This is a genomic window from Halomonas sp. KO116 (genome assembly GCF_000734975.2).
GTDB lineage: Bacteria > Pseudomonadota > Gammaproteobacteria > Pseudomonadales > Halomonadaceae > Vreelandella > Vreelandella glaciei.
In genome coordinates, this window is record NZ_CP011052.1 from 3,648,897 (window position 1) to 3,668,233 (window position 19,337).

General features: G+C 55.1%; 14 protein-coding genes. 7 read left to right on the plus strand and 7 right to left on the minus strand.

The genetic code is table 11. The features are described from left to right. Positions 1-32 precede the first annotated feature (32 nt). The 6 genes from KO116_RS16770 to fhuB all read right to left on the minus strand — a co-directional run bounded on the left by KO116_RS16770 (position 33) and on the right by fhuB (position 8,937). On the minus strand, positions 33-935 hold the full coding sequence (locus tag KO116_RS16770; protein WP_082072621.1) for an ABC transporter substrate-binding protein: 903 nt from the start codon (positions 933-935) through the stop codon (positions 33-35). Positions 936-1,084: 149 nt separating this feature from the next. Further along, positions 1,085-3,529 (minus strand): TonB-dependent siderophore receptor, encoded by a 2,445-nt coding sequence (locus tag KO116_RS16775; protein WP_052703791.1) that lies wholly within the window; start codon positions 3,527-3,529, stop codon positions 1,085-1,087. Positions 3,530-3,623: 94 nt separating this feature from the next. Continuing rightward, on the minus strand, positions 3,624-4,649 hold the full coding sequence (locus KO116_RS16780) for a FecR domain-containing protein (RefSeq protein WP_045812159.1): 1,026 nt from the start codon (positions 4,647-4,649) through the stop codon (positions 3,624-3,626). Continuing rightward, entirely contained in the window at positions 4,650-5,213 is a 564-nt protein-coding gene (locus KO116_RS16785) for a sigma-70 family RNA polymerase sigma factor (RefSeq protein ID WP_235272408.1), read from the minus strand. Beyond that, positions 5,213-6,871 (minus strand): multidrug ABC transporter permease/ATP-binding protein, encoded by a 1,659-nt coding sequence (locus KO116_RS16790; protein WP_035559149.1) that lies wholly within the window; start codon positions 6,869-6,871, stop codon positions 5,213-5,215. Before KO116_RS16790 ends, KO116_RS16785 begins: the two co-directional genes overlap by 1 nt. A 65-nt stretch (positions 6,872-6,936) precedes the next feature. After that, positions 6,937-8,937 carry a Fe(3+)-hydroxamate ABC transporter permease FhuB gene (fhuB, locus tag KO116_RS16795; protein ID WP_035559145.1) on the minus strand — a complete coding sequence of 667 codons (2,001 nt, stop codon included), beginning with the start codon at positions 8,935-8,937 and terminating at the stop codon, positions 6,937-6,939. 187 nt (positions 8,938-9,124) lie between these two features. Here fhuB and KO116_RS16800 point away from each other — a divergent pair, with 187 nt between their 5' ends. Both KO116_RS16800 and KO116_RS16805 read left to right on the plus strand, forming a co-directional pair. Further along, the gene (locus KO116_RS16800) at positions 9,125-10,069 is read left to right on the plus strand and encodes a siderophore-interacting protein (protein WP_035559143.1); all 945 of its coding nucleotides are present in this window, start codon (positions 9,125-9,127) and stop codon (positions 10,067-10,069) included. Beyond that, positions 10,062-10,685: a cytochrome b gene (locus KO116_RS16805; RefSeq protein ID WP_035559141.1), complete on the plus strand. Its 624-nt coding sequence runs from the start codon at positions 10,062-10,064 to the stop codon at positions 10,683-10,685. Before KO116_RS16800 ends, KO116_RS16805 begins: the two co-directional genes overlap by 8 nt. On the opposite strand, the gene KO116_RS16810 is transcribed toward KO116_RS16805, so the two are convergent. Further along, a complete protein-coding gene (locus tag KO116_RS16810) occupies positions 10,671-12,329 on the minus strand; it encodes a cyclic peptide export ABC transporter (RefSeq protein ID WP_035559139.1) in 1,659 nt (552 codons plus the stop codon). The genes KO116_RS16805 and KO116_RS16810 overlap by 15 nt on opposite strands. Before the next feature lie 209 nt (positions 12,330-12,538). Here KO116_RS16810 and KO116_RS16815 point away from each other — a divergent pair, with 209 nt between their 5' ends. The 5 genes from KO116_RS16815 (at position 12,539) to KO116_RS16835 (ending at position 19,287) form a co-directional block, all read left to right on the plus strand. Next, entirely contained in the window at positions 12,539-13,651 is a 1,113-nt protein-coding gene (locus KO116_RS16815) for a GNAT family N-acetyltransferase (RefSeq protein WP_035559136.1), read from the plus strand. 23 nt (positions 13,652-13,674) lie between these two features. Then, positions 13,675-14,970: a lysine N(6)-hydroxylase/L-ornithine N(5)-oxygenase family protein gene (locus KO116_RS16820; protein WP_035559133.1), complete on the plus strand. Its 1,296-nt coding sequence runs from the start codon at positions 13,675-13,677 to the stop codon at positions 14,968-14,970. Between the two features lie 65 nt (positions 14,971-15,035). Beyond that, positions 15,036-15,989: an alpha/beta hydrolase gene (locus KO116_RS16825; protein WP_035559130.1), complete on the plus strand. Its 954-nt coding sequence runs from the start codon at positions 15,036-15,038 to the stop codon at positions 15,987-15,989. A 158-nt stretch (positions 15,990-16,147) separates the two neighbouring features. Beyond that, positions 16,148-18,322: a TonB-dependent siderophore receptor gene (locus tag KO116_RS16830; RefSeq protein ID WP_035559127.1), complete on the plus strand. Its 2,175-nt coding sequence runs from the start codon at positions 16,148-16,150 to the stop codon at positions 18,320-18,322. Between the two features lie 80 nt (positions 18,323-18,402). After that, the gene (locus tag KO116_RS16835) at positions 18,403-19,287 is read left to right on the plus strand and encodes an ABC transporter substrate-binding protein (RefSeq protein ID WP_035559124.1); all 885 of its coding nucleotides are present in this window, start codon (positions 18,403-18,405) and stop codon (positions 19,285-19,287) included. Positions 19,288-19,337: the final 50 nt, after the last annotated feature.

Here is a 19,337-nt window from a genome sequence, read left to right on the forward strand (position 1 = left end):
TTACAAATCATATGGCGGTGATCAGATCCGTGTTAGGGCGTGGTTGGCCCCTCTAATGCCTCAACGAGGGATTCGGCGAAGCGGAGGGCTGAGGGAAGAGCACCGAATACCCAGAACGGAGGAACTGTTATTAAATTTTTTTCTCGAATGCTAGGCACATACTGCCATAGGCCACGGCCGTAAAGTTGGCTTGCTATATTCCCAGAAAGTTGTGGGCCCTCCACGATTACTAGTCGCGCATCAATGCCGATTAGCTCCTCTACACCGACAATTGAAAACCCCTTCTGGTTTGTTGGTTCTTGCCAGGCGTTGGCTAAGCCCAGGCGATCAAGCACGGCTTGAACCAAGCTATTTTTTCCGTAAACCCTCACATGATGGGAATCTAGAGCGCGAATAATCAGTAGTGGTTCGTTCCACTCCTTGATTCTATTTTTTAAATGTTCAATTTTATTTTCAACGTCGGCTATATACATCTCTCCAGCATCTGACAGTGTAATAGCCGAAGACACTTCTCTTGTGAAATCTGTAAGTTCATTCCATCTATTTACATCTTCGTGATAGAGAGTGAAGCGATATGTCTTGTATTTGTCTGATAGCTTCTCATCGGATACGGCGAAAACACTGTCTGATATTATTATATCTGGGTGCATCGATGTAATGAGTTCAAGATTTGGTTGAAAAGAAAGGCCAACTTCAACTGTGTCTTCGGGTATGGATCTGATGCTTCCCCATTTCTGATAATTATTTCTCATTGACATCCCTTCAGGTGGGGCGCCAATGGCGACCAGTGTTTCGGCAGTAGTCCAACTAAGTGCTATCGTAGAAGGTAGGGGCGAAGCTAGACAGGTGACGGGGATAAAAAATGAGAGGCATACAAAAAAGGCACGCAGAGAAAATTCGTTGTTTATCTTTGGTTGAGAGAGAGGAGTACTCATGTTTTTCTCAATATATGGTAATACTTATAAAAATATATGCGCTGTTAACGTGGCGGCAACTTCAATCACTCATCATTTCAGTAGCCGTTAAGTTTCCGCCAAGTTAATAAGTCCTAGAACGGCAGGTATATTACTCTGCCCATGGGTGATTAGAAATTGTAATCCATGGTAAGCATGAAGTTTCGTGGTGCACCGTAATAATTATGCCTACTTCCTCCTCTAATTGTAGAGTAGTACTCCTTGTCGGTTAGGTTATTACCATTCAATGAGATGTCCAAGTTCTCATTGACCTGATAGCCGAGCAGTGCTGAAACAGTGGTATAACCTCCTTGTTCAGTTTTAACATCCCCACTTTCGGCATAAACTCCACTAGCGGTATTCACGCCTGCACCAACCCGCCACCCCTGACTTGGGTTGTCGCTAAAGCGATAGCGTGACCATAGGTTGAAGTTATGCTCAGGTGTGTCCGGTGAGAGTGTGAGGCCTTCTGAGCTAGCGTCCCTTACAAACTCTGTCTGCGTATAAGCATAACCAACGCTGAGATCCCAGCGAGGCAACAACTGACCGCTGATTTCAGCTTCTAAGCCTTCACTCTCGGCTTTTCCAATAGGGATCGCGAAACCTGGATTATCAGGATCGGCAAAGGCACGGTTGGTGTCTTCAATACGGAAAGCTGCGACATGCCAGTTTAAACCGCCCTCAAGGTTAGATCCTTTGATCCCGATCTCTATTTGGTCGCCTTCACGTGGATCGATAATATTGTCATTGCGGTCTGTTGCCGTCTGCGGTTCGAAGAAGCCGGTGTAGCTAGCGTAGAGATTGATCTCGGGGTTGAGTTGGTAGATCAAGCCCGCATAGGGAATGAATTCGGTTCCACTGCTAGCATTCTCGCTCACTGATCCTCCAGAACTGAGGGAACTCTCAGTTTCCCACCAATTGATGCGTCCCCCCAAGGCAAGGGTGAGAGGATCAAATAGGTTGAACTGAGCTTTACTATAAGCCGCATATTGCTTGCTACCTACGTCAAAATCGACAGGGTTTTGATCGAAGGTAGGAGGCTCTGAAGTTCTATGGCCGGAAGAGAAAATGCTTGCCGGAACAGTGATCGGATTACCAGATGCAAATATACGGATAACTTCCCTATCTAAATAGCTGGCGCCGAATACGGCTTCGTGAGAGTTTCCAGCCAGTTCAAAGGGAGTACGTGCCTGAAGCTCGAGGTAATCATCTTGGCGTTCTTGATCCCACTGGATTCGGCGCATCAAGAATTCACCGGTATCGGGTGAAACGGACGAATGGCTTTCACTCTTTTGGAGGTTAGAATCTCGATTCTGGTGATTGGCTTTAAAAGTGATTTCAGCACCATTATTCAACTGATGCTCCAATTCTAGAAAATAGCGCTGGGCATCACCAGCTTGTTTTTCCCAGTCCGAACCTAGATACGTAGAGCGACTAATATTGAGTAGGGAGCCGTTGCTGTAGGTCGGTAATCCAGAGTTAGGACGGAACTCCTCCTCTTGTATGGTTGCCCCCAAGGACAATGTGGTATTCGGGGTCAGGTCGAACTCCAATGTTCCATAACCGACTTGGTTCTCCGAATATACATTATCAATGAAAGAGCCGCGATCATCATAGACACCGACGAAGCGGCCCCGGACTCGCCCATCACTATCCAGTGCACCAGTTACGTCGACTACCCCCCGGTAAGCATCATCTGTACCGGCAGAAAGGGTAACCGAAGCTTGGCTTTCAGCTAAAGCACGTTTGCGCACCAGATTGATGGTACCGCTGGGCTCACCAGTCCCTTGGAGAATACCCGCAGGCCCACGGAGCACCTCAATACGATCGAGTAGGGCTGTATCAAATACTCCAGCGCTTTCCCAGGCACTTTCTGGACTCTGAGCAGGACTACCATCAATGAGGAAGGAGTTAATATTATAACCTCGAGACTTGAGCTCGTACTGATTGGGCCCGTACTCACGCACGGTCATACCAGTAACATTGCGCATAGCCTCAGCCAATGAGGTCGTACCTTGGTCGTCCAGACGCTCTCGTGTAACAACACTCACTGACTGAGGTATTTCCTTCACTGACTGTGAAGCTAAGCCAATGTTAGCGCCTTCGCTTGTGTAGGAGTTACTATTCTCGGTCATGCCGTAGGGCAGGCGCGCTCCGGTTACTTCTACTGTCGTCAATGCCACATCCGCAGCCCGCTCTTCCAACCGATAACTACCATCACCCTGGCGGGCTGCCGTTAAACCTGTTCCATCCAACAACCGCTCCAGCCCTTCATCGACGCGATACTGGCCTTGCAGGCCAGGGCTTTGACGCCCTTCTCCCAGTTCGCCGGCGCCGCTGATAAAAACGCCCGACTCGGCGGCGAAGCGGTTGATAACCCTACTTACCGGGCCGCTGGCAATATCATAGTGGCGCGTTTGCTGCTGGGAGGCTTGTGCCATGGCGGGCTGCGATAGCTGCGGCACGGCCAATAGTCCGGCGGCGGCAAAATGAACCGCCAGCGCCAAGGCGCGGCGGTTAAGCGTCGGTTGGTGCTTGGCAGTAAGCGGTTGAAGTGCAGTGCGCTGTTGGAGCATATCGATTCCCCTTGCAGATACGTTTTAAGTGCTTATAAAGGGGAATCGAACCAGCGCGAAAAAGGGGAACCAGAAAAACCAATTTTTTCTCTTTTTATTCTTGGTTGGGGCTTTTCTCGCTTGCCTCGATCTTGATCCACCAGGGCATGACCCGGCGCACCTTCACCGGCAGCGTGGTCTCGACCATGTTCAGGGTGCGCTCTAGATCATCAAGCGGGAAAGCGCCGAGCAGGGTGAGATCCGTCACCGCGGGGTCGACCTCAAGGCGGCCACGATGATGATGACTAAGCTCCGCAGCGAAGGTCTTAAGCGACATGTTCTCGGCCAGCAGAATGCCGTTGGCCCAGGCTTCCCTGCGGCCTTCAGCGGGGGTGAGTTCACCGATGCGGTCAGCGGCGTAGTAAGCTTGCTGTCCTGCATTGACCACCTGCCGCTGACTCGCATGCTGAGCATCACCCAGGGTCTGGATCGCCACGGCACCGTCAAACACCGCCAGCAGTTCGCCTGATGGCTGCTCAGCCACGCTGAAGCGGGTGCCCAAGGGCGTTAGCCGGGCACTGCGGGTATCGACATAAAGTGGTCGTTCGGGGTCTTTGCCGGTCGTAACCAGCACTTCGCCCGCCACCAGCTGCAGTCGGCGCCGCTGGCGGTCGTAGTCCAAGTCCAACGCCGAGGCGCTGCTGAGCCACACTTGGGTGCCATCATCCAGCTCGATGCGAGTGATGTCACCGGTAGCCGTACGGTAGTCGGCGCCCCAGTAGGCTACCCATTGGGTCAGTGGCGTCCACTGCCAAGAGAGCCCTATCAACACGGCCACAATCGCCAGGCTAGAGAGACCACTTAGCAGATGCCATCGCCCTCGCCGTCGTTGCCGCGCCGAACTGATGACCCAGTCGGCGGTGTGGCGCTCAGCCTCATCCAGACGAGTGGTAAAACGTTGGCTAACGCCTTCCACCTGTTGCCAGGCCCAGCGGTGGGTATCGCTGGCTTCCAACCACGACTGCCAATGCTCACGCTGAACTGAAGAGAGCTCGCCTGCCTGCCACTCAGCAAACCACTCGGCGGCATCGGCCAAGGCGCGGCGCTTGGCGGCTTCATCAGGGCTGGCGGCAGAGGCCATTTAGAGGCTCGCCTCGAAGCCCGCTTCGATCAACGCGCACCGCAGCATGGCTTGGGCCATATATTTTTTGACCATGCGCTCAGAAACCCCTAGCTCCTCAGCAATCTGCCGATAGGGTTTGCCGTGTAGCTGGGAGGCCAGAAAGGCGCTGGCGACTTTTTCGGGCAACCGCGCCAGCATGCGGTCGATTTCGCACAGCGTCTCTATAACGATCTGCTGGTGTTCAGTAGAGGGCAAATGTGTCTCGGCACTAGCTGCCAAGGCTTGCTGCCAGGCACGCTCGATATCCTGACGGCGCCAATGATCCACACATAGCCCTTTGGCCATACGGCTGAGATAGGCTCTGGCACCGTCGAAACTATCCAGTTGGCGGGGCGTTTTGATCAATCGCACAAACGCATCCTGCGCCAAGTCAGCCGCCGATTCACTGCACCCCAACCGATGGCTGAGCAACTGCTGCAGCCAAGGCTGGTGGTGGTGATACAGCTGGCCGAGCGAGTCCCGGCAGCCGGTATGATACGCCGTGGTCTTGGCTAAATTAGGCGCCCCAACATCGTTACGCATTACCCACTCACCTTTGCCACCGCATCGCGGCTCGCGGCTTCTCGCTGCTCACCGGTGAGCTCTACCAACTGCCCTTGGCGCATTTCCAGCAGGCGATCAGCTTGGTCGAAGTAGTGATCATCGTGGCTGATTACCACCAGCGTCTTGCCCAACGCCCGTAACTGGGGCAGTAGCTCACGATAGAAGACTCGCCGAAACTGGGGATCCTGGTCGGCGGCCCACTCGTCAAGCAGCAACAGGTCGCGCTGCTCCGCAACGGCTAGCAGCATCGCCAGACGCTTGCGCTGGCCCTGGGAGAGGTTGACGTTGGTGATGCGATCGCCGTCGAAGTCGAGCTTACTGCGCATGCCCAGCGCGGCAAGCCACTCCTCCACCAGCCCCGAGTCGGGTGACTCGCCCGCAGGGCCCATCAAACGGTCAAAGAGATGCAGATCGGTGTAAATGGCCGAGAAGTGCTGGCGATAGCGTGTCCAGTCTTCTTCCCGCAGCGGCCTGCCATCGACTCGCACGCAGCCGCTTTGGGGCTGGTAGAGCCCAGTCAGCAGCCTCGCCAAAGTCGATTTCCCGCTGCCGTTACCGCCGATCAGAAACACCACCTCGCCACGCTTCAAGGTCAGGTCGATAGGGCCGATGGCAAAACCCGCCCGAGACTCCTCATCCGGGTAGCAATAGCTAACCTGATCCAGGGTGAGCGCTTGCCAGTCATGGCGCAGCGCAGAATGGCCGAACCCCTCACGGTGCTCGGCCAGGTCTAAGCTGCTGATTTTTTCAAACGCCACTCGAGCGTTAATCAGTGTCGGAAAGGCACCAATGGCCTGCATCAACGGCGCACGCAAAAACAGCAGCGTGAGTGAAAAAGTAGTGGCTACCTGCACCGATGCCCAGCCCAGGCCGTTGGCCAAAAAGAACGCCACACCGATGGCACCCAGCATCATGATGTTGAACCAGTTCACCGCGCTGAGATGGTAGGTATCACCAAGAATAAAATGACGCCGACACTCCTGTGCGTTAGGCGTATAGACATCACGATACAGCCATTCGGCACGGTCACGGTTGAGCGCCAGTTCTTTGCGCCCCTCAATGACCGCCTGGTAATCCGCGTAGAGACGATCCTGTATTTCGCGCAGTTTGGCCATATGCCCATAGACACGTGCTACCAAGCGTATACCAATTAAAATAGTCACAATCACCCAAAGCGCGGTGACACCCAGCATGGCAGGCGAAAGCCACGCCAGGTAAAGCGTGGCACCTATCGTCAGCACTCCGCCCTGCATCAGCTCCGGCAAGCGTATAAAAGCAACGGTCACTGAACTCACGTCGGTGGAGAGACTCGCCAGCAAACGCGCACTGCCAATCTGCTCGGCGCGTTCGATATTGGTATCCAGAATTCGTTTGATCAACTGCCCTCGCAGCCGGTAGACGAAATGGTGACCCAGGGTAGTTAGCGCCAATTGTGATGTCAGGGTAATGACCAGCAGCAGCGCAATCAGCCCCAGGAATTCGGGCAGGATGCGCCAGGGATCGGAAAAGGTGCCTAGCAGCCGTTGATTGATAAAGGCGATGACACCGATGCCGAGACCAGCGCTGACCAAACTGAGCACCACCACGGCCACAAACGGCCAGCGATAATCACGCCATACAATCCTTAACAGCTCCATGACCACAACTCCCCGGCATCTTGTTTTCGGTGCATGCTAAAAGCGCGTGCTAAAAGCACGGGTAACTACAACCGCCTTAGCCCCCACATAAAGTAGGCACCGCCAATCAGCGAGGCGACCAAGCCTGCAGGTATCTCGTAAGGGAAAATAATCTGACGCCCCACCCAGTCCGCCAGCACCATCAATAGCATGCCGATCAACGCAGCACCCAGCAGGTGCTGCCCTGCACGGGAGAAGCCGACCAAGCGCGCCATATGCGGCGCCAGCAGGCCAATAAACGAAAGCGGCCCCACCACCAGGGTGGCGCAAGCGGTGAGCAGCGCCACCAGTAGCAGCAACGCCAAACGGGCACGGTTTAGAGTGACCCCAAGGGCCTTGGCCGTGGGCGCGCCCAGGGGCAGGATATCCAGCCAGCGAGTGAAGGGCAGTGTGACCAGCGCCAATACAGCGGCAATCCCCCCTACCACCACCGCATTGGTGATATCCACGTAGTAGGTGGAGCCCGCCAGCCAGGCAATCACCTGCTGGCCACGAGGATCGCCACCTGCCAGCATTACGCTGCGAACCGCATCAAATAACGCACTGACCGCCACCCCGGTGAGCAGCAAACGCTCGGGGAGATAACCGCTCTTGCGGTTGATACCCACCAACACCAACAGCGTCGCGAAAGCCCCCAGGGTGCCCACGCCAATCAGCATCATATTGGTGGGCGCAGGCAGCAGGAAAATTCCCAAAATCAGCGCAATGGCACAGCCACCGCTGATACCCAGTACCTCGGGGCTGGCCATGGGGTTGGCAGAAAGGCGCTGAAGAATCGTCCCGGCAATCGCCAGCATCAACCCGCTGGCGGCTGCTGCCATCACCCGGGGCATGCGCCACTGCATGACATTCCAGTTATTGGGCGCCAGCCAATACCAGCCGTCTACACCCTGGCCAAACAGCAAGCCGAGAACCGTTGCCCCCAGTAACGCGAGGATTAAACCAGTGGCTAAACGTGACGGCGCAGGGTGGCGATGAGCGAAAACACCGGCCCCTTTTGGCGGCTGGTCGCCCTGCAGTTTCAGGCGCGGAATCAGCCACATTAACAGCGGTGCCCCCAGGGCACCGGTAATCGCCCCGGTAGGAATAAAGGCCGCCACCATGCCACCAAACTGCTGCAGGAGCAGATCGGTGGTAGCCAGCAGCACGGCCCCCAATAGCGTCGACCAGAGTAGCCGTGGCCCTAAGCGGCGCGCACCAGCCATACGTACAATATTGGGCGCTGCTAACCCGATGAAACCAATAATACCCACCACGCTAACAATGGTTCCGGTAATAAACACCGCCAGCCCCATCCCCGCAAAGCGCAGATAGGTCAGCGAAACCCCCAGGCTCTTGGCGCTGGCATCGTCAAGCTCCAGCACTGCCAAAGGGCGCAGCAAAAACCACGCGGCTATGCAGCTAATCGCCAGCCGAGGCCAGAGGATGGCAACACCATCCCAGCCGTTTTGCGCCAGCGAACCCGCGCCCCAGATCAGCAGCCCCGAGAGCGCCTCGTGGTTAAACAGCAGCAGCGCCGTAGACAGCGCCCCCAGGTAAAGATTGACCACCAGGCCCGCCAGCACCACCACGATTGGCGCCAGCCCGCGCCGCCAGGAGAGCAGGAAAACTAACCCAACCGCCAGCGCGCCACCCAATAAGGCGACCCATTCGCGCCCGGCGACAAGCAGCCCCGGCGCTAGCAAGGTGGCGGTCATCAGCGCCAGATTAGCGCCCGATGCCACCCCCAAGGTGGTGGGCGAGGCCAGCGGGTTGCGCAGCACCTGCTGCATGAGTACGCCCGCCAGCCCCAAGCCGCCCCCGGCGAGCAGGGCGATCGAGAGTCGCGGCCACCAAGCATAGTAAAGCAGCAACTCATCAACGTTTTCAAAGGAGGGAGCCACTAACGCCTGCAGGCCTAGCGCAAAACCGCCTTGGCCCTCTAGGCCCACCCAAAACAGCACCACCATCGGCAGGCTAAGCAATAGGCAGGCTTTAGCGGGCGACATCCCCCCCGCTCTTTGGGCAAATTGCGCGGCGCCTAACATAGCGAGCACCCTTTCGTGGTAACCGGACAGTTCGCCCAAAGAGACGTGATAGGCAGCAGCGTCATTTTCTTAGCCTTACTATTTATGCAAACGAGTTTATGGAAATTAGCGATTGAATAACTAACAATGATTCTAAATGATAACGATTAGCACTACAATTGACTCCTTATATAAAGGAGACATCATTATGGCAGCCAAACCGAGCTACCGGCTTTTCGATATCACCCTCGCCCGGCGCACCCAAGTCAGCGCCTCATTAGTCAGGTTCACCTTTACTGGCCCAGATGTTGGTCAAATGGACACCTACGCCCCGGATCAGCGCGTCAAGCTGTTCTTCCCCGAAGGCGGTGGCAGTCTCGACCCGCTGTTTGAGATTGCCAAGCTGGAAGAGCACGACTGGTACGGCGCCTACCGCGCACTGCCGGACGCCCAGCGCCCCTCTGCGCGCACCTACACCATCCGAGCCCTGCGCCCAGAACAAGCCGAGGTGGACGTTGAATTTGTACTCCACGGCGACAATGGCCCCGCCTCACGCTGGGCAATGCATGCACGCCCCGGCGACCGCTTAGCGATGACAGCCCCCGACGCCAGTGCGGAGGGCCCAAAGCTGGGCTATGAGTGGAAGCCACCCCAAGGCGTGCGCCGTATTCTGATCCTCGCCGATGAAACTGCCCTCCCCGCTGCCGCCGGTATTTTGGAAACCCTTGATGATTTGCCGCTCAAACCCAAGGTTGAAGCGCTGTTCGAAGTGCCTCGCAGCGACGATGTTCAGCCGCTCCCCCATGCCGCCAAACTTCACTGGCTGGCACGCGATAGTGAGCCAGGCTGCCAGCACGGTGAGCTACTACTGAGAACGCTACGTAATATTGATTTACATAAGGAAATTCAAACGCTAGGCGGCACGCCTACTAACACCACTACCAGCGCCACTACCAACGACGAAAGCGACGATGAGGACGGCCCGCTCTGGGATCCCGCCACTCTGGACGACAACGCGCCCTTCTATGCCTGGATCGCCGCTGAAACCAAAGTCGCCATGACGCTGCGCCGCTACCTGGTCAACGAGTGCGGCCTCCCCAAACAGTACGTCACCAGCATGGGCTACTGGCGTCAGGGCAAGGCCAATGGTTAAAGAAGCAGTAAACAGCACGGCGCCAAACAGTGATTACTTAAGCACACCAGCTCAAGCGCCTATTGGCTGGCGAGACAGCCCTGACGGCTATGGGCGGGTCAGCCGTGCGCTTCACTGGCTGACCGCCGCGCTGGTCACGCTGCAATTTACCGTGTTGCTGGCCTGGCGAGGAATGGGCGAAAACGCTATCACGCTGTTCTTGGCGAGCATCGGGCCCCACGGCTCATTAGGATTTATGATTCTGATCGTGACGCTGGCTCGCCTTGGCTGGGCATGGATAAATCGCAAGCAACGCCCGCCCCACACGCCAGGGCTAGGTGGGCGCTTGACGCGCTTTGTCCATATCACCTTTTATGGGCTACTAATGTGGTTGCCCGCTTTCGCTATTTTGCGCCAGTACGGCCGCGGCGGGGCGCTACGCTTTTATGGCATGGAGCTGCTGCCCGAAGCGGAACGCGACATCACCTGGATGATCGTCCCAGCCGAGCTCCTTCACGGCCCGCTCTCGTGGCTGTTATGTGGATTAGTCATCGGCCACATCACGATGGCGCTGATTCACCGCTTCTGGCTCAAAGACCGGGTACTGGCGCGGATGGTGGGGTCAAGTGGCCGGTGAGGGTTCCGCTAGCGACTCTTCGGCAGTCTCAGACTCAGCAGTCAATAGCTTGCCACTCTCTAGCCGCACCAATCGATCCGCAAGGTGGAAATAGCGGTCATCGTGGGTGATGACCAGCACCGCTTTGCCCATGCGTTTTAGCTCGGGCAACACCTCGCAGTAAAACACCTCTTTGAATAACGGATCCTGATCCGCCGCCCACTCGTCAAACACCAAGAAGGGCCGATCCTCAAGGTAGGCCACGACAAGCGCCAGACGCTTACGCTGGCCCTGGGAGAGTGCTTGAGTGGTAAACGCACCGTTTTCAACCCGCACCTTATGCTGCAAGTGCAGTTTGGCCAGCAGGCGGTTGCCCTCTTCGTCGAGATCTTCCCGCGGCGCTTCCAACAGACGCTCGAAGAGGTGGAAGTCCGAGAACACCACCGAGAAGAGCTGCCGGTAGGCATCCCAGCCATCTGGCTCGACCCGCTCGCCATTAAGCAACACCTCGCCACCCTCCGGCGGGTAAAGCCCCACCACTACTTTGGCCAGCGTGGTCTTACCGCTACCGTTACCTCCTACCAGAAACACCACCTCCCCCGGCGTAAAGCTCAGATTAATCGGCCCCAACTCAAAGAAGTCATCGCTCTGCTCGTGGTAGTACTGATGGGTGACGTCGCGCAACTCAAGACGCTGCAAAGCAGGCACCTGAGGTGACGCTTGCCTCTCCTGCCCCTGGGGCATCTCTCGTGTGATGTCATCAATTCGGCTAGCGGCTACCCGCGCCATATTGATCCGTGGAATATTGATCAGCAAGCCCTCAAGGGGCGTCACCATAAACACAAACACCAGGGCAAAACCGGTCATTACCTGGGTTTGGTTAGGCCCATCGCCTGCCAACACGAACAACACCAGACCAATAAAGGCGTACATCAGGAACTGCCCCCAACTGGTCGAGATCACGAACAGCGACATGCCATAGGTACGCAGCCGCCGCACGCCTTCAACCGACTCCCCCAGTATCTGATCCATAAAGACCCGGCTCTTGCGTTGGTGTAGCCGCAACTCTTTTGCACCATCGGTCAGCGCGCGGAAATGACCAAACAAGCGATCCTGCTCTGACGAGGCATCCTGGAGGTAGTGAATAGCGCGTAAGTGCACCAGGTGGTAACCGACAGCGCCCAGCCCAATCACCCCAAGTGCAAATAAAAACACCTGCCATGAAAGCATTGCCAGGTAGCCCAAGCATCCCACCACGATGACCGTATTGGTCAAAATCACCGGCAAGCTAACGAACAGTACCGCCACGTTGTTGCTGTGCTCGGTGAGTGCCGACTGGATCCGCGCACTGCCCACACGCTCGAACCGAGCAAAGGGGGTTTCGGCCACACACTGGGCGACAAAACTGCGCAACTCGGCCAACGCACGCTGCCCCAGCCGCTCAAACAGCGCCGTCGACACCATGCGACAGACCATTAGGGCCACGGCAATGCCCGCGAAGGCCCAAGCAGGGTTGACATGAGAGTCGGCACGGCTGGCGACATCGCTGGTTAACGCCGCATTAATTTGGGCAATCAGCAGCACGCTGAAAAGCCCCGAGAGAATGCTGGCCAGCGCAGCAGCGGTCATCAACCCGCGAGTTCGACGAATCAGATAGGGAAGCACATTCACCTCATTGGAAAGCCATTAGAAAAAGCGACTGGAAATCGGCACCTATCTCTAATGACGAACCGCTCGCGTAAAAAGTTAACCAATTTTATGTAAACAAGCCTCATTCTCATTCGTCATTAAATAAGGAAGTCAGTAACGCCGCCCTCCGGCGGGGTGATTTTAATTCGTTTCTTTGATTCGTTCTTATTGATAGGAGCTTAGCGGTGTCCAGTTCTGTCCAGGCACAACCACAGGTACACGTACCCTCTGAAAGCTACGCGGTGGCCTCGCTGCTCTCACGCCCAGAGGGGTGCACCTATCAAGTTTCCTATGAGGTAACCACGCAGACACTTTATGTGGAAGGACATCAAGAGCGTCTTGAGTGGTTGCTAGTAGACGATAACAGCACCTTGATGCTGCAGTGGTCACAGCGTTCAGCACCACCTTTCCCGGCATTGCTTGCCGCTATCGAAGGGGCTTTTGCCTTTTACCCGGCCAGTGTTGCGCTACGCCTTCAGCTACCTAGTGTTTTGCACGCCAACCTGTGTGCCGCCGGCATCGCGGTTCAAGAAAGCCATGGAGAGCTCTGGGTATATGCGGAGCTATTTTGGCAGTTACCCACGCTCTGGCTGACCTCAACGCGCATGCGCCCCTATCCGCAGCAGCCCATCCTGGAGAACGGAAAACGGCACCCGCGCCGCCCGCCGCGCCCCAGCGGCACGGTATATCAGCGCCATATTGCCTGGCTGGATGCCACCCTGAGCTTTCGAGTGCTTGACCTGGAACTTGATCTGGAGCGCTTCAACCGCTGGATGAACGACCCGGTCGTCGCCCATTTCTGGGAAGAGCAGGGTGATTTGGAACAGCATCGCGAGCGGCTAGAAAGCACGCTCCAGAACCCCAGCGTTGTACCGCTGATCGGCTGTATCGACGGCGAACCCTTCGGCTATTTCGAGACCTACTGGGCCAAGGAGGATCGCATCGGCGCTTATTACGACGCCGATGACTTTGACCGCGGCTGGCACGTGCTGATCGGTGAAGCCGCTTTTCGCGGGCGGCCTTATGTCGCCGCCTGGCTGCCCTCTATCTCGCACTACCTCTTTTTGGACGACTGCCGCACCCAACGCCTGGTGATCGAGCCCCGGGTGGATAACGCCAAGATGCTGCGCAACCTTGCCCAGTGCGGTTATGCCCATGTGAAGGCGTTCGATTTCCCCCATAAGCGGGCCATGCTCGGCATGCAGCTACGCGAACACTTTTTCAACGAGCGCTGCTGGGTTCCGCAGCCCTCGCACCCTGGGTCAGCCCCACGACCCGATCCACGCTTCACCCCATAAATACGTCAGCCACGAGGACTCTTATGCATATTCACGACTTGATCGGCATCGGCTTCGGCCCCTCCAACATTGCCCTGGCCATTGCGCTTGATGAGCAACGTCAGGCAGGGCAAGCGAAGGATGCCTTGTTTATTGAGCGCCAGCCCTGCTTTGCTTGGCACCCGCATATGCTGCTGGAAAATGCCCATATGCAGATTTCTTTCCTCAAAGATCTGGTCACGCCGCGTAACCCAGGCAGCCGTTTCAGCTTCCTCAATTACCTCCACAGCAAAGGCCGCTTGCAGGACTTTATCAACCTGCAGACCTTCTTCCCCAGCCGTCATGAGTTCAATGATTACCTAAGCTGGACTGCCAGCCACTTTGAACACCAGTGCACCTATGGAGAGGATGTGTTTGAAGTGCTGCCCGAAACTGATAACGACGAGGTCGCCTACCTCCGCGTGCGTTCACGGGATGAGAGTGGCGCGGTGCAGGAAAGGCTCACCCGTTCATTGGTAATTAGCGTGGGGGGTGCGCCCAATGTGCCTGAATGCTTCGCCGGGCTAAAAGACGACCCGCGGGTCTTCCACTCCAGCCACTACCTCAGAGAGCTAGCAAAGCAAGACGCCCCCAAACGCATCGCCGTGATCGGTGCAGGCCAGAGCGCCGCTGAGATATTCCTTGATCTGCACGGCCGCGAAGGTATTCAGGTGGATCTTATTAGCCGGGCATGGGCCTTTAAACCCTCGGACGATAGCCCCTTCGTCAACGAGATATTCAATCCCGAATACACCGACTACGTTTTCAACAACCCCACTGGCCAGCGGGAAGCGCTGCTGCAGGAGTACAAAAGCACCAACTACTCAGCCCCTGACTTGGCGCTAATTCAGGAGATTTACGATGTGTTCTATCAGCAAAAAGTAACCGGCCAGGCCCGCCACCGCTTCCGTCGCCGCCATGAGGTTATCGGCAGTCAAGCAAGCCCTGAAGGCGTTGAGCTAAACGTGCGTGATTTGGAGACTGGCCATACGGATATCACCCGCTACGACGCAGTAGTGTTAGCCACCGGCTATGTACGCGACACTCATAAACAGCTGTTAGCCCCCGTTGCGGACTACCTGCCTGATTTTGCCGTTAACCGCCACTATCAGCTTTACGCCAAGCCTGCGTTCAAACCGGCTATTTTCCTGCAAGGTAGCTGCGAGCCCACCCATGGTTTAAGCGATACCCTGCTGTCGATTTTGGCAGCCAGGACAAGTGAGATTTGTGAAGTGCTTAATGAGGCACTGCCAACATCCTATTCAGGAGTATCAACTTCCTCACTAGTAGGCGCGGACTAACCAAGCACTATTAACGCATGGCCGCTCTCTCAGAGCGGCCCCTAATACCGAGACTTAAGCCCATTATGTCCTTACATCCTGATGTCGCCGCTTTCTTAGACCTAGTCGCCGATAGTGGCAGCCCGCCTTTCCACTCTCTCTCACCACAACAGGCACGCACTGCCTACGAGGCATCATCACAGATGCTTGATGAGCCAATAGCTAACGATGCAACGGCACTGAGCATCACCTGTCGAGATGGTCACCCTCTTAAACTGCGCCGCTACCAAGGCGAGGAGCCTTTAGCGCCCACTCTGCTCTACTTCCATGGCGGCGGCTACCTACTGGGCAGCCTGGATTCCCACGATTCGCTCTGCCAAAGCATCGCTCAAGCAACTGGCTACACAGTGTTGGCTGTCGACTATCGCCTGGCCCCCGAGCACAAGTTTCCGACAGCTTTTCACGACGCTGAAGATGCCTACTGCTGGCTGCTGAAGCATGGCGAAGAGATGGGCCTCGATACCTCACGCATCGCCGTTGGTGGTGACAGTGTAGGCGGCACCCTCGCCACGGCTCTTTGCATGTCAGCACGTGATAATGGTTGGCACCTTCCACGCTGCCAGATTTTGCTCTACCCCTGCACCAGTGCCTGGCAAGACAGCGAGTCTCATCGCCGATACGCGCAAGGCTACCTGCTGGAAGCAGACACCCTGCAGTGGATGTTTGGCCACTATCTAAATAGCAGTGAGGAACGCCATGACTGGCGCTTTGCGCCGTTGGAGGCTGCGAAACTCAAAAACTTACCACCTGCCTTCATCGCCCTGGCCGAACATGATCTTCTAGTCGACGAAGGCATCGCCTACGTGAACCGCTTACAGGAAGCGAACGTGGATACCCAACTAACCATATACCCCGGCATGGTGCACGACTTCGCGCGCCTGGGCAGCATTACCCCCGATGCCACCGGCCAGGTACGCGCAGATATCGCCAAAGCACTTCAGCACCATCTTAGTAAGCACCCCAGCCCTGTTGATTTTTAATTTCCTCCCATGGGGCACGGCATGATTAGTACCTGTGGCGCCTCTTGCCATAGGTACCATTTTGAGCAACAGAGTGTTGCAAGACAGTACAAATCCAGAACATAATGCTAATAATAACAATTACCATTAACGCATAAATATCATTCAAGGGGATTACTATGCAGCAACTTCGTACCGGCCTGCGCAGGCAACTGCTCTCTGTGGCCATTGCTAATGCCTGCGCTGCGACGCTATTGGCGGCACCGGCTGCCCTCGCTCAAGGCACTAATCTACAATCTAACGAAAACAGCGAAACAAGTACCACACTACCTACCCTGCAAGTAACCGAAAGCCGCCTCTATGAAGAAGCCACAGGGCCTGTACAAGGTATTGCCGCCACTCGCAGCGCAACAGGCACCAAAACCGACACACCTATTATTGAAACGCCGCAGTCTATCTCGGTTGTTAGCAGTGAGGAGTTTAAAAACTACGGGGCTCGGAACTTCACTGAAGCGCTCGGCTATACTGCTGGCATCTCCAGGTTCAATGGAGCCGAAAGAACCACGGAAGGGTTAAGAATTCGCGGTTTTCGCAACACAACAACCTACCGAGACGGCAGCAAATACCAAGCCAACATGTATGACGGTCAGCAAGAGCTCTATGGTCTGGAACGGCTGGAAGTACTTAAGGGCCCCTCATCAATCTTGTATGGTGTGGCTGCCCCAGGAGGCATTCTTAATGCCGTTAGTAAACGCCCCACCAGTACTCCACTACGCGAAGTTAATATCGAGGCAGGTAGTTTCGACCGACGTCAAATATCTGCGGACTTTTCCGATTCCTTGGATGAAGATGGCGTATGGTCATACCGTATTACCATGCTGCATCGGGACAGTGACAGCTTCGTCGACCACGTGCCGGATGATCGCACCTATATCGCTCCAGCTTTAAAATGGCAGCCTAGCGAGAATACTTCGCTCACCCTACTGAGTGAATATCAGCGCGACGACACGGCCTATGTGTATGGGCTACCCACCAGCGGCACCATTCTTTCTAACCCGAATGGTGACATTCCTCGGGAGCGGTTCACTGGGGAGCCCGGCTTTGATGAGTATGATAACGAGCGTTATTCGATCGGCTACTTGCTCGAGCACGACTTCTCTAACAGCCTCCACCTACAACATAGCCTCCGCACTTTCCGGGCCGATCGAGATTTTCCTCAGATAGGTCTTGGCCAAAGTATCGATCAGCGGATTTATGCCCGGAGCGCCCAGGATCGCCGTGATGCCTCATCGGGCTTAACCTCAGATACCTCCTTGCAATATGACTGGGAGGCTGGCAACACCAACAACACCAGCTTGATCGGAATAGACTACACACGACAACGCCACGAAACTGAGCGCTACAACCGAACTGTGTCATCGCTTGATTTATTTGATCCTGTGTACGGAAGTGGAGAGTTCGGCGACCCGGTGGCCTTTGCATGGTCATCCAAGCAACGCAGTGAGCAGGTTGGCTTGTATGCTCAAAATCAGATGAAAATCGCTGACAAATGGGTTCTCTTATTAGGAGGGCGTCAGGACTGGACTGAATCTGAGACCTCACCCTACTTTGGCCCCACAGAGTGGAGTCGTGAAACGGATAATGCTTTCACTGGACGTGTGGGGGGAGTCTATCTTGCCGATAACGGTTTGGCGCCTTTCATCAGCTATAGCCAGTCGTTTGAACCTACCAGCGGCACTGACCGTAACGGCAATCAGTTCGAGCCCACACGGGGTGAGCAATATGAATTAGGCGTTCGCTTTCAGCCAGATGGCTGGGATACAATGCTCACCGCAACCGCTTATGAGCTGACACAGGAAAACGTCAGCGTCACCGATCCGGTGGACACCAGCTTTCAGACACAGATAGGGGAAGTGCGTTCACGTGGTGTCGAATTGGAAGCGAAGACGGCACTAGGCCCCAATGCCAACTTGATAGCCGCCTACACCTACACAGATGCGCGTACAACGAAAAGCAGCCCCGTTACGCCAGATCAGGTGGGCAGGAGAACGGCCAATACACCCTATAACCAATTCTCGCTATGGAGTGATTATCGCTTTGGCGATTTCGGCCTGCCGGGGTTGAAAGTAGGAGGTGGAGTTCGCTACGTAGGCCCAACCCGGGCGACTTGGGTAGAGGGAGAAGTGCCGTCGTTTACACTTGTCGATACGCGAGTGAGTTATGAAACTGGATCTTGGGTATATGCAGTGAATGCCACCAATCTCACTGATAAAACCTATATCGAGTCCTGCACTTATGGCTGCTACTATGGCGAGCCGAGAAGCATCATAGGCTCAGTAAGTTACCAGTGGTAACGTCATTACCAATAGAGGCAATGGCAGGCGGCATCACCGCCTGCCATTGTTTTATAAAAGCCAAAATAGAAATTATATAAATGATCGATATGGGCAACTTACCATCGTCAGGCCACAGAGCAGTTTTTTTAGTCATACTGCTATTTTTACCGCTGATCGTGCCACTTGCTAACGCTGAAGAACCCAAAAAACTCGTCACTTTCGACTATGCTATTGCAGATACACTTGCTGCTTTGCAACGCCCTCCCATAGCAATGGCTGGTTTAGCACAATATAGAAAATTAAACCAAGAACACTTACTGCCTGACACCCTTGAGCTCGGACTTAGGTTTCAGCCCAATTTTGAATATCTAGCATCATTGGAACCTGATGACATTCTGATATCGCCACCGGCCCACTTGAATTTAGAGAATAAACTTTCCGATATTGCTGATGTAATTAAAATCCGGTTGTTTGGGAAAGAATTAAATATTTGGCAGAGCCTTGAACAACTTACTAGAAATTTGGGGAAACTGAACGATCAGCAACAGCAAGCTCAAACATTAATTGACTCTGTAGACGCTGAGCTATCATTAATAGCCACACAGATTGAAAGACCTGCAGATCCTCTGTTGATCGTAGAAATCCGAGATGACCGACATGTTCGTGTCTATGGGCCTGGAAGCCTGGAGGATATGACCCTAACCCAACTTGGATTGGAGAATGCCTGGAAAGGCCACACTAATGACTGGGGGTTCAGCACATTAACTATCCCAGAGGCATTTCAGTTAGAAGGGAAAATAATTCTGCTTCGCTCGAATTACTCTCAAGACTTACCTGACTCAACATTGCCAGCGTCAGGACTATGGCAGCATTGGTTGGATGATACATCAGTAAGTGTCAATAGAAATTATTGGCCATGGGGAGGGTTCCCATCCATGCTCCGCTTCGCTAAATCACTCAAAGAAGCGCTGGAAAATACTTAACTTTCCCGACTGCCTTCACCTGGCAGCCGAGAAGAGTAAGCATACTTTTC

Excerpts from the sequence above, each read along its gene's own strand:
- KO116_RS16835 (WP_035559124.1), top strand. The coding sequence starts at position 18,403 with ATGATCGATATGGGCAACTTACCATCGTCAGGCCACAGAGCAGTTTTT.
- fhuB (WP_035559145.1), bottom strand. The coding sequence starts at position 8,937 with ATGTTAGGCGCCGCGCAATTTGCCCAAAGAGCGGGGGGGATGTCGCCC.
- KO116_RS16820 (WP_035559133.1), top strand. The coding sequence starts at position 13,675 with ATGCATATTCACGACTTGATCGGCATCGGCTTCGGCCCCTCCAACATT.
- KO116_RS16780 (WP_045812159.1), bottom strand. The coding sequence starts at position 4,649 with ATGGCCTCTGCCGCCAGCCCTGATGAAGCCGCCAAGCGCCGCGCCTTG.
- KO116_RS16785 (WP_235272408.1), bottom strand. The coding sequence starts at position 5,213 with ATGCGTAACGATGTTGGGGCGCCTAATTTAGCCAAGACCACGGCGTAT.
- KO116_RS16830 (WP_035559127.1), top strand. The coding sequence starts at position 16,148 with ATGCAGCAACTTCGTACCGGCCTGCGCAGGCAACTGCTCTCTGTGGCC.
- KO116_RS16770 (WP_082072621.1), bottom strand. The coding sequence starts at position 935 with ATGAGTACTCCTCTCTCTCAACCAAAGATAAACAACGAATTTTCTCTG.
- KO116_RS16790 (WP_035559149.1), bottom strand. The coding sequence starts at position 6,871 with ATGGAGCTGTTAAGGATTGTATGGCGTGATTATCGCTGGCCGTTTGTG.
- KO116_RS16805 (WP_035559141.1), top strand. The coding sequence starts at position 10,062 with ATGGTTAAAGAAGCAGTAAACAGCACGGCGCCAAACAGTGATTACTTA.
- KO116_RS16800 (WP_035559143.1), top strand. The coding sequence starts at position 9,125 with ATGGCAGCCAAACCGAGCTACCGGCTTTTCGATATCACCCTCGCCCGG.
- KO116_RS16825 (WP_035559130.1), top strand. The coding sequence starts at position 15,036 with ATGTCCTTACATCCTGATGTCGCCGCTTTCTTAGACCTAGTCGCCGAT.
- KO116_RS16775 (WP_052703791.1), bottom strand. The coding sequence starts at position 3,529 with ATGCTCCAACAGCGCACTGCACTTCAACCGCTTACTGCCAAGCACCAA.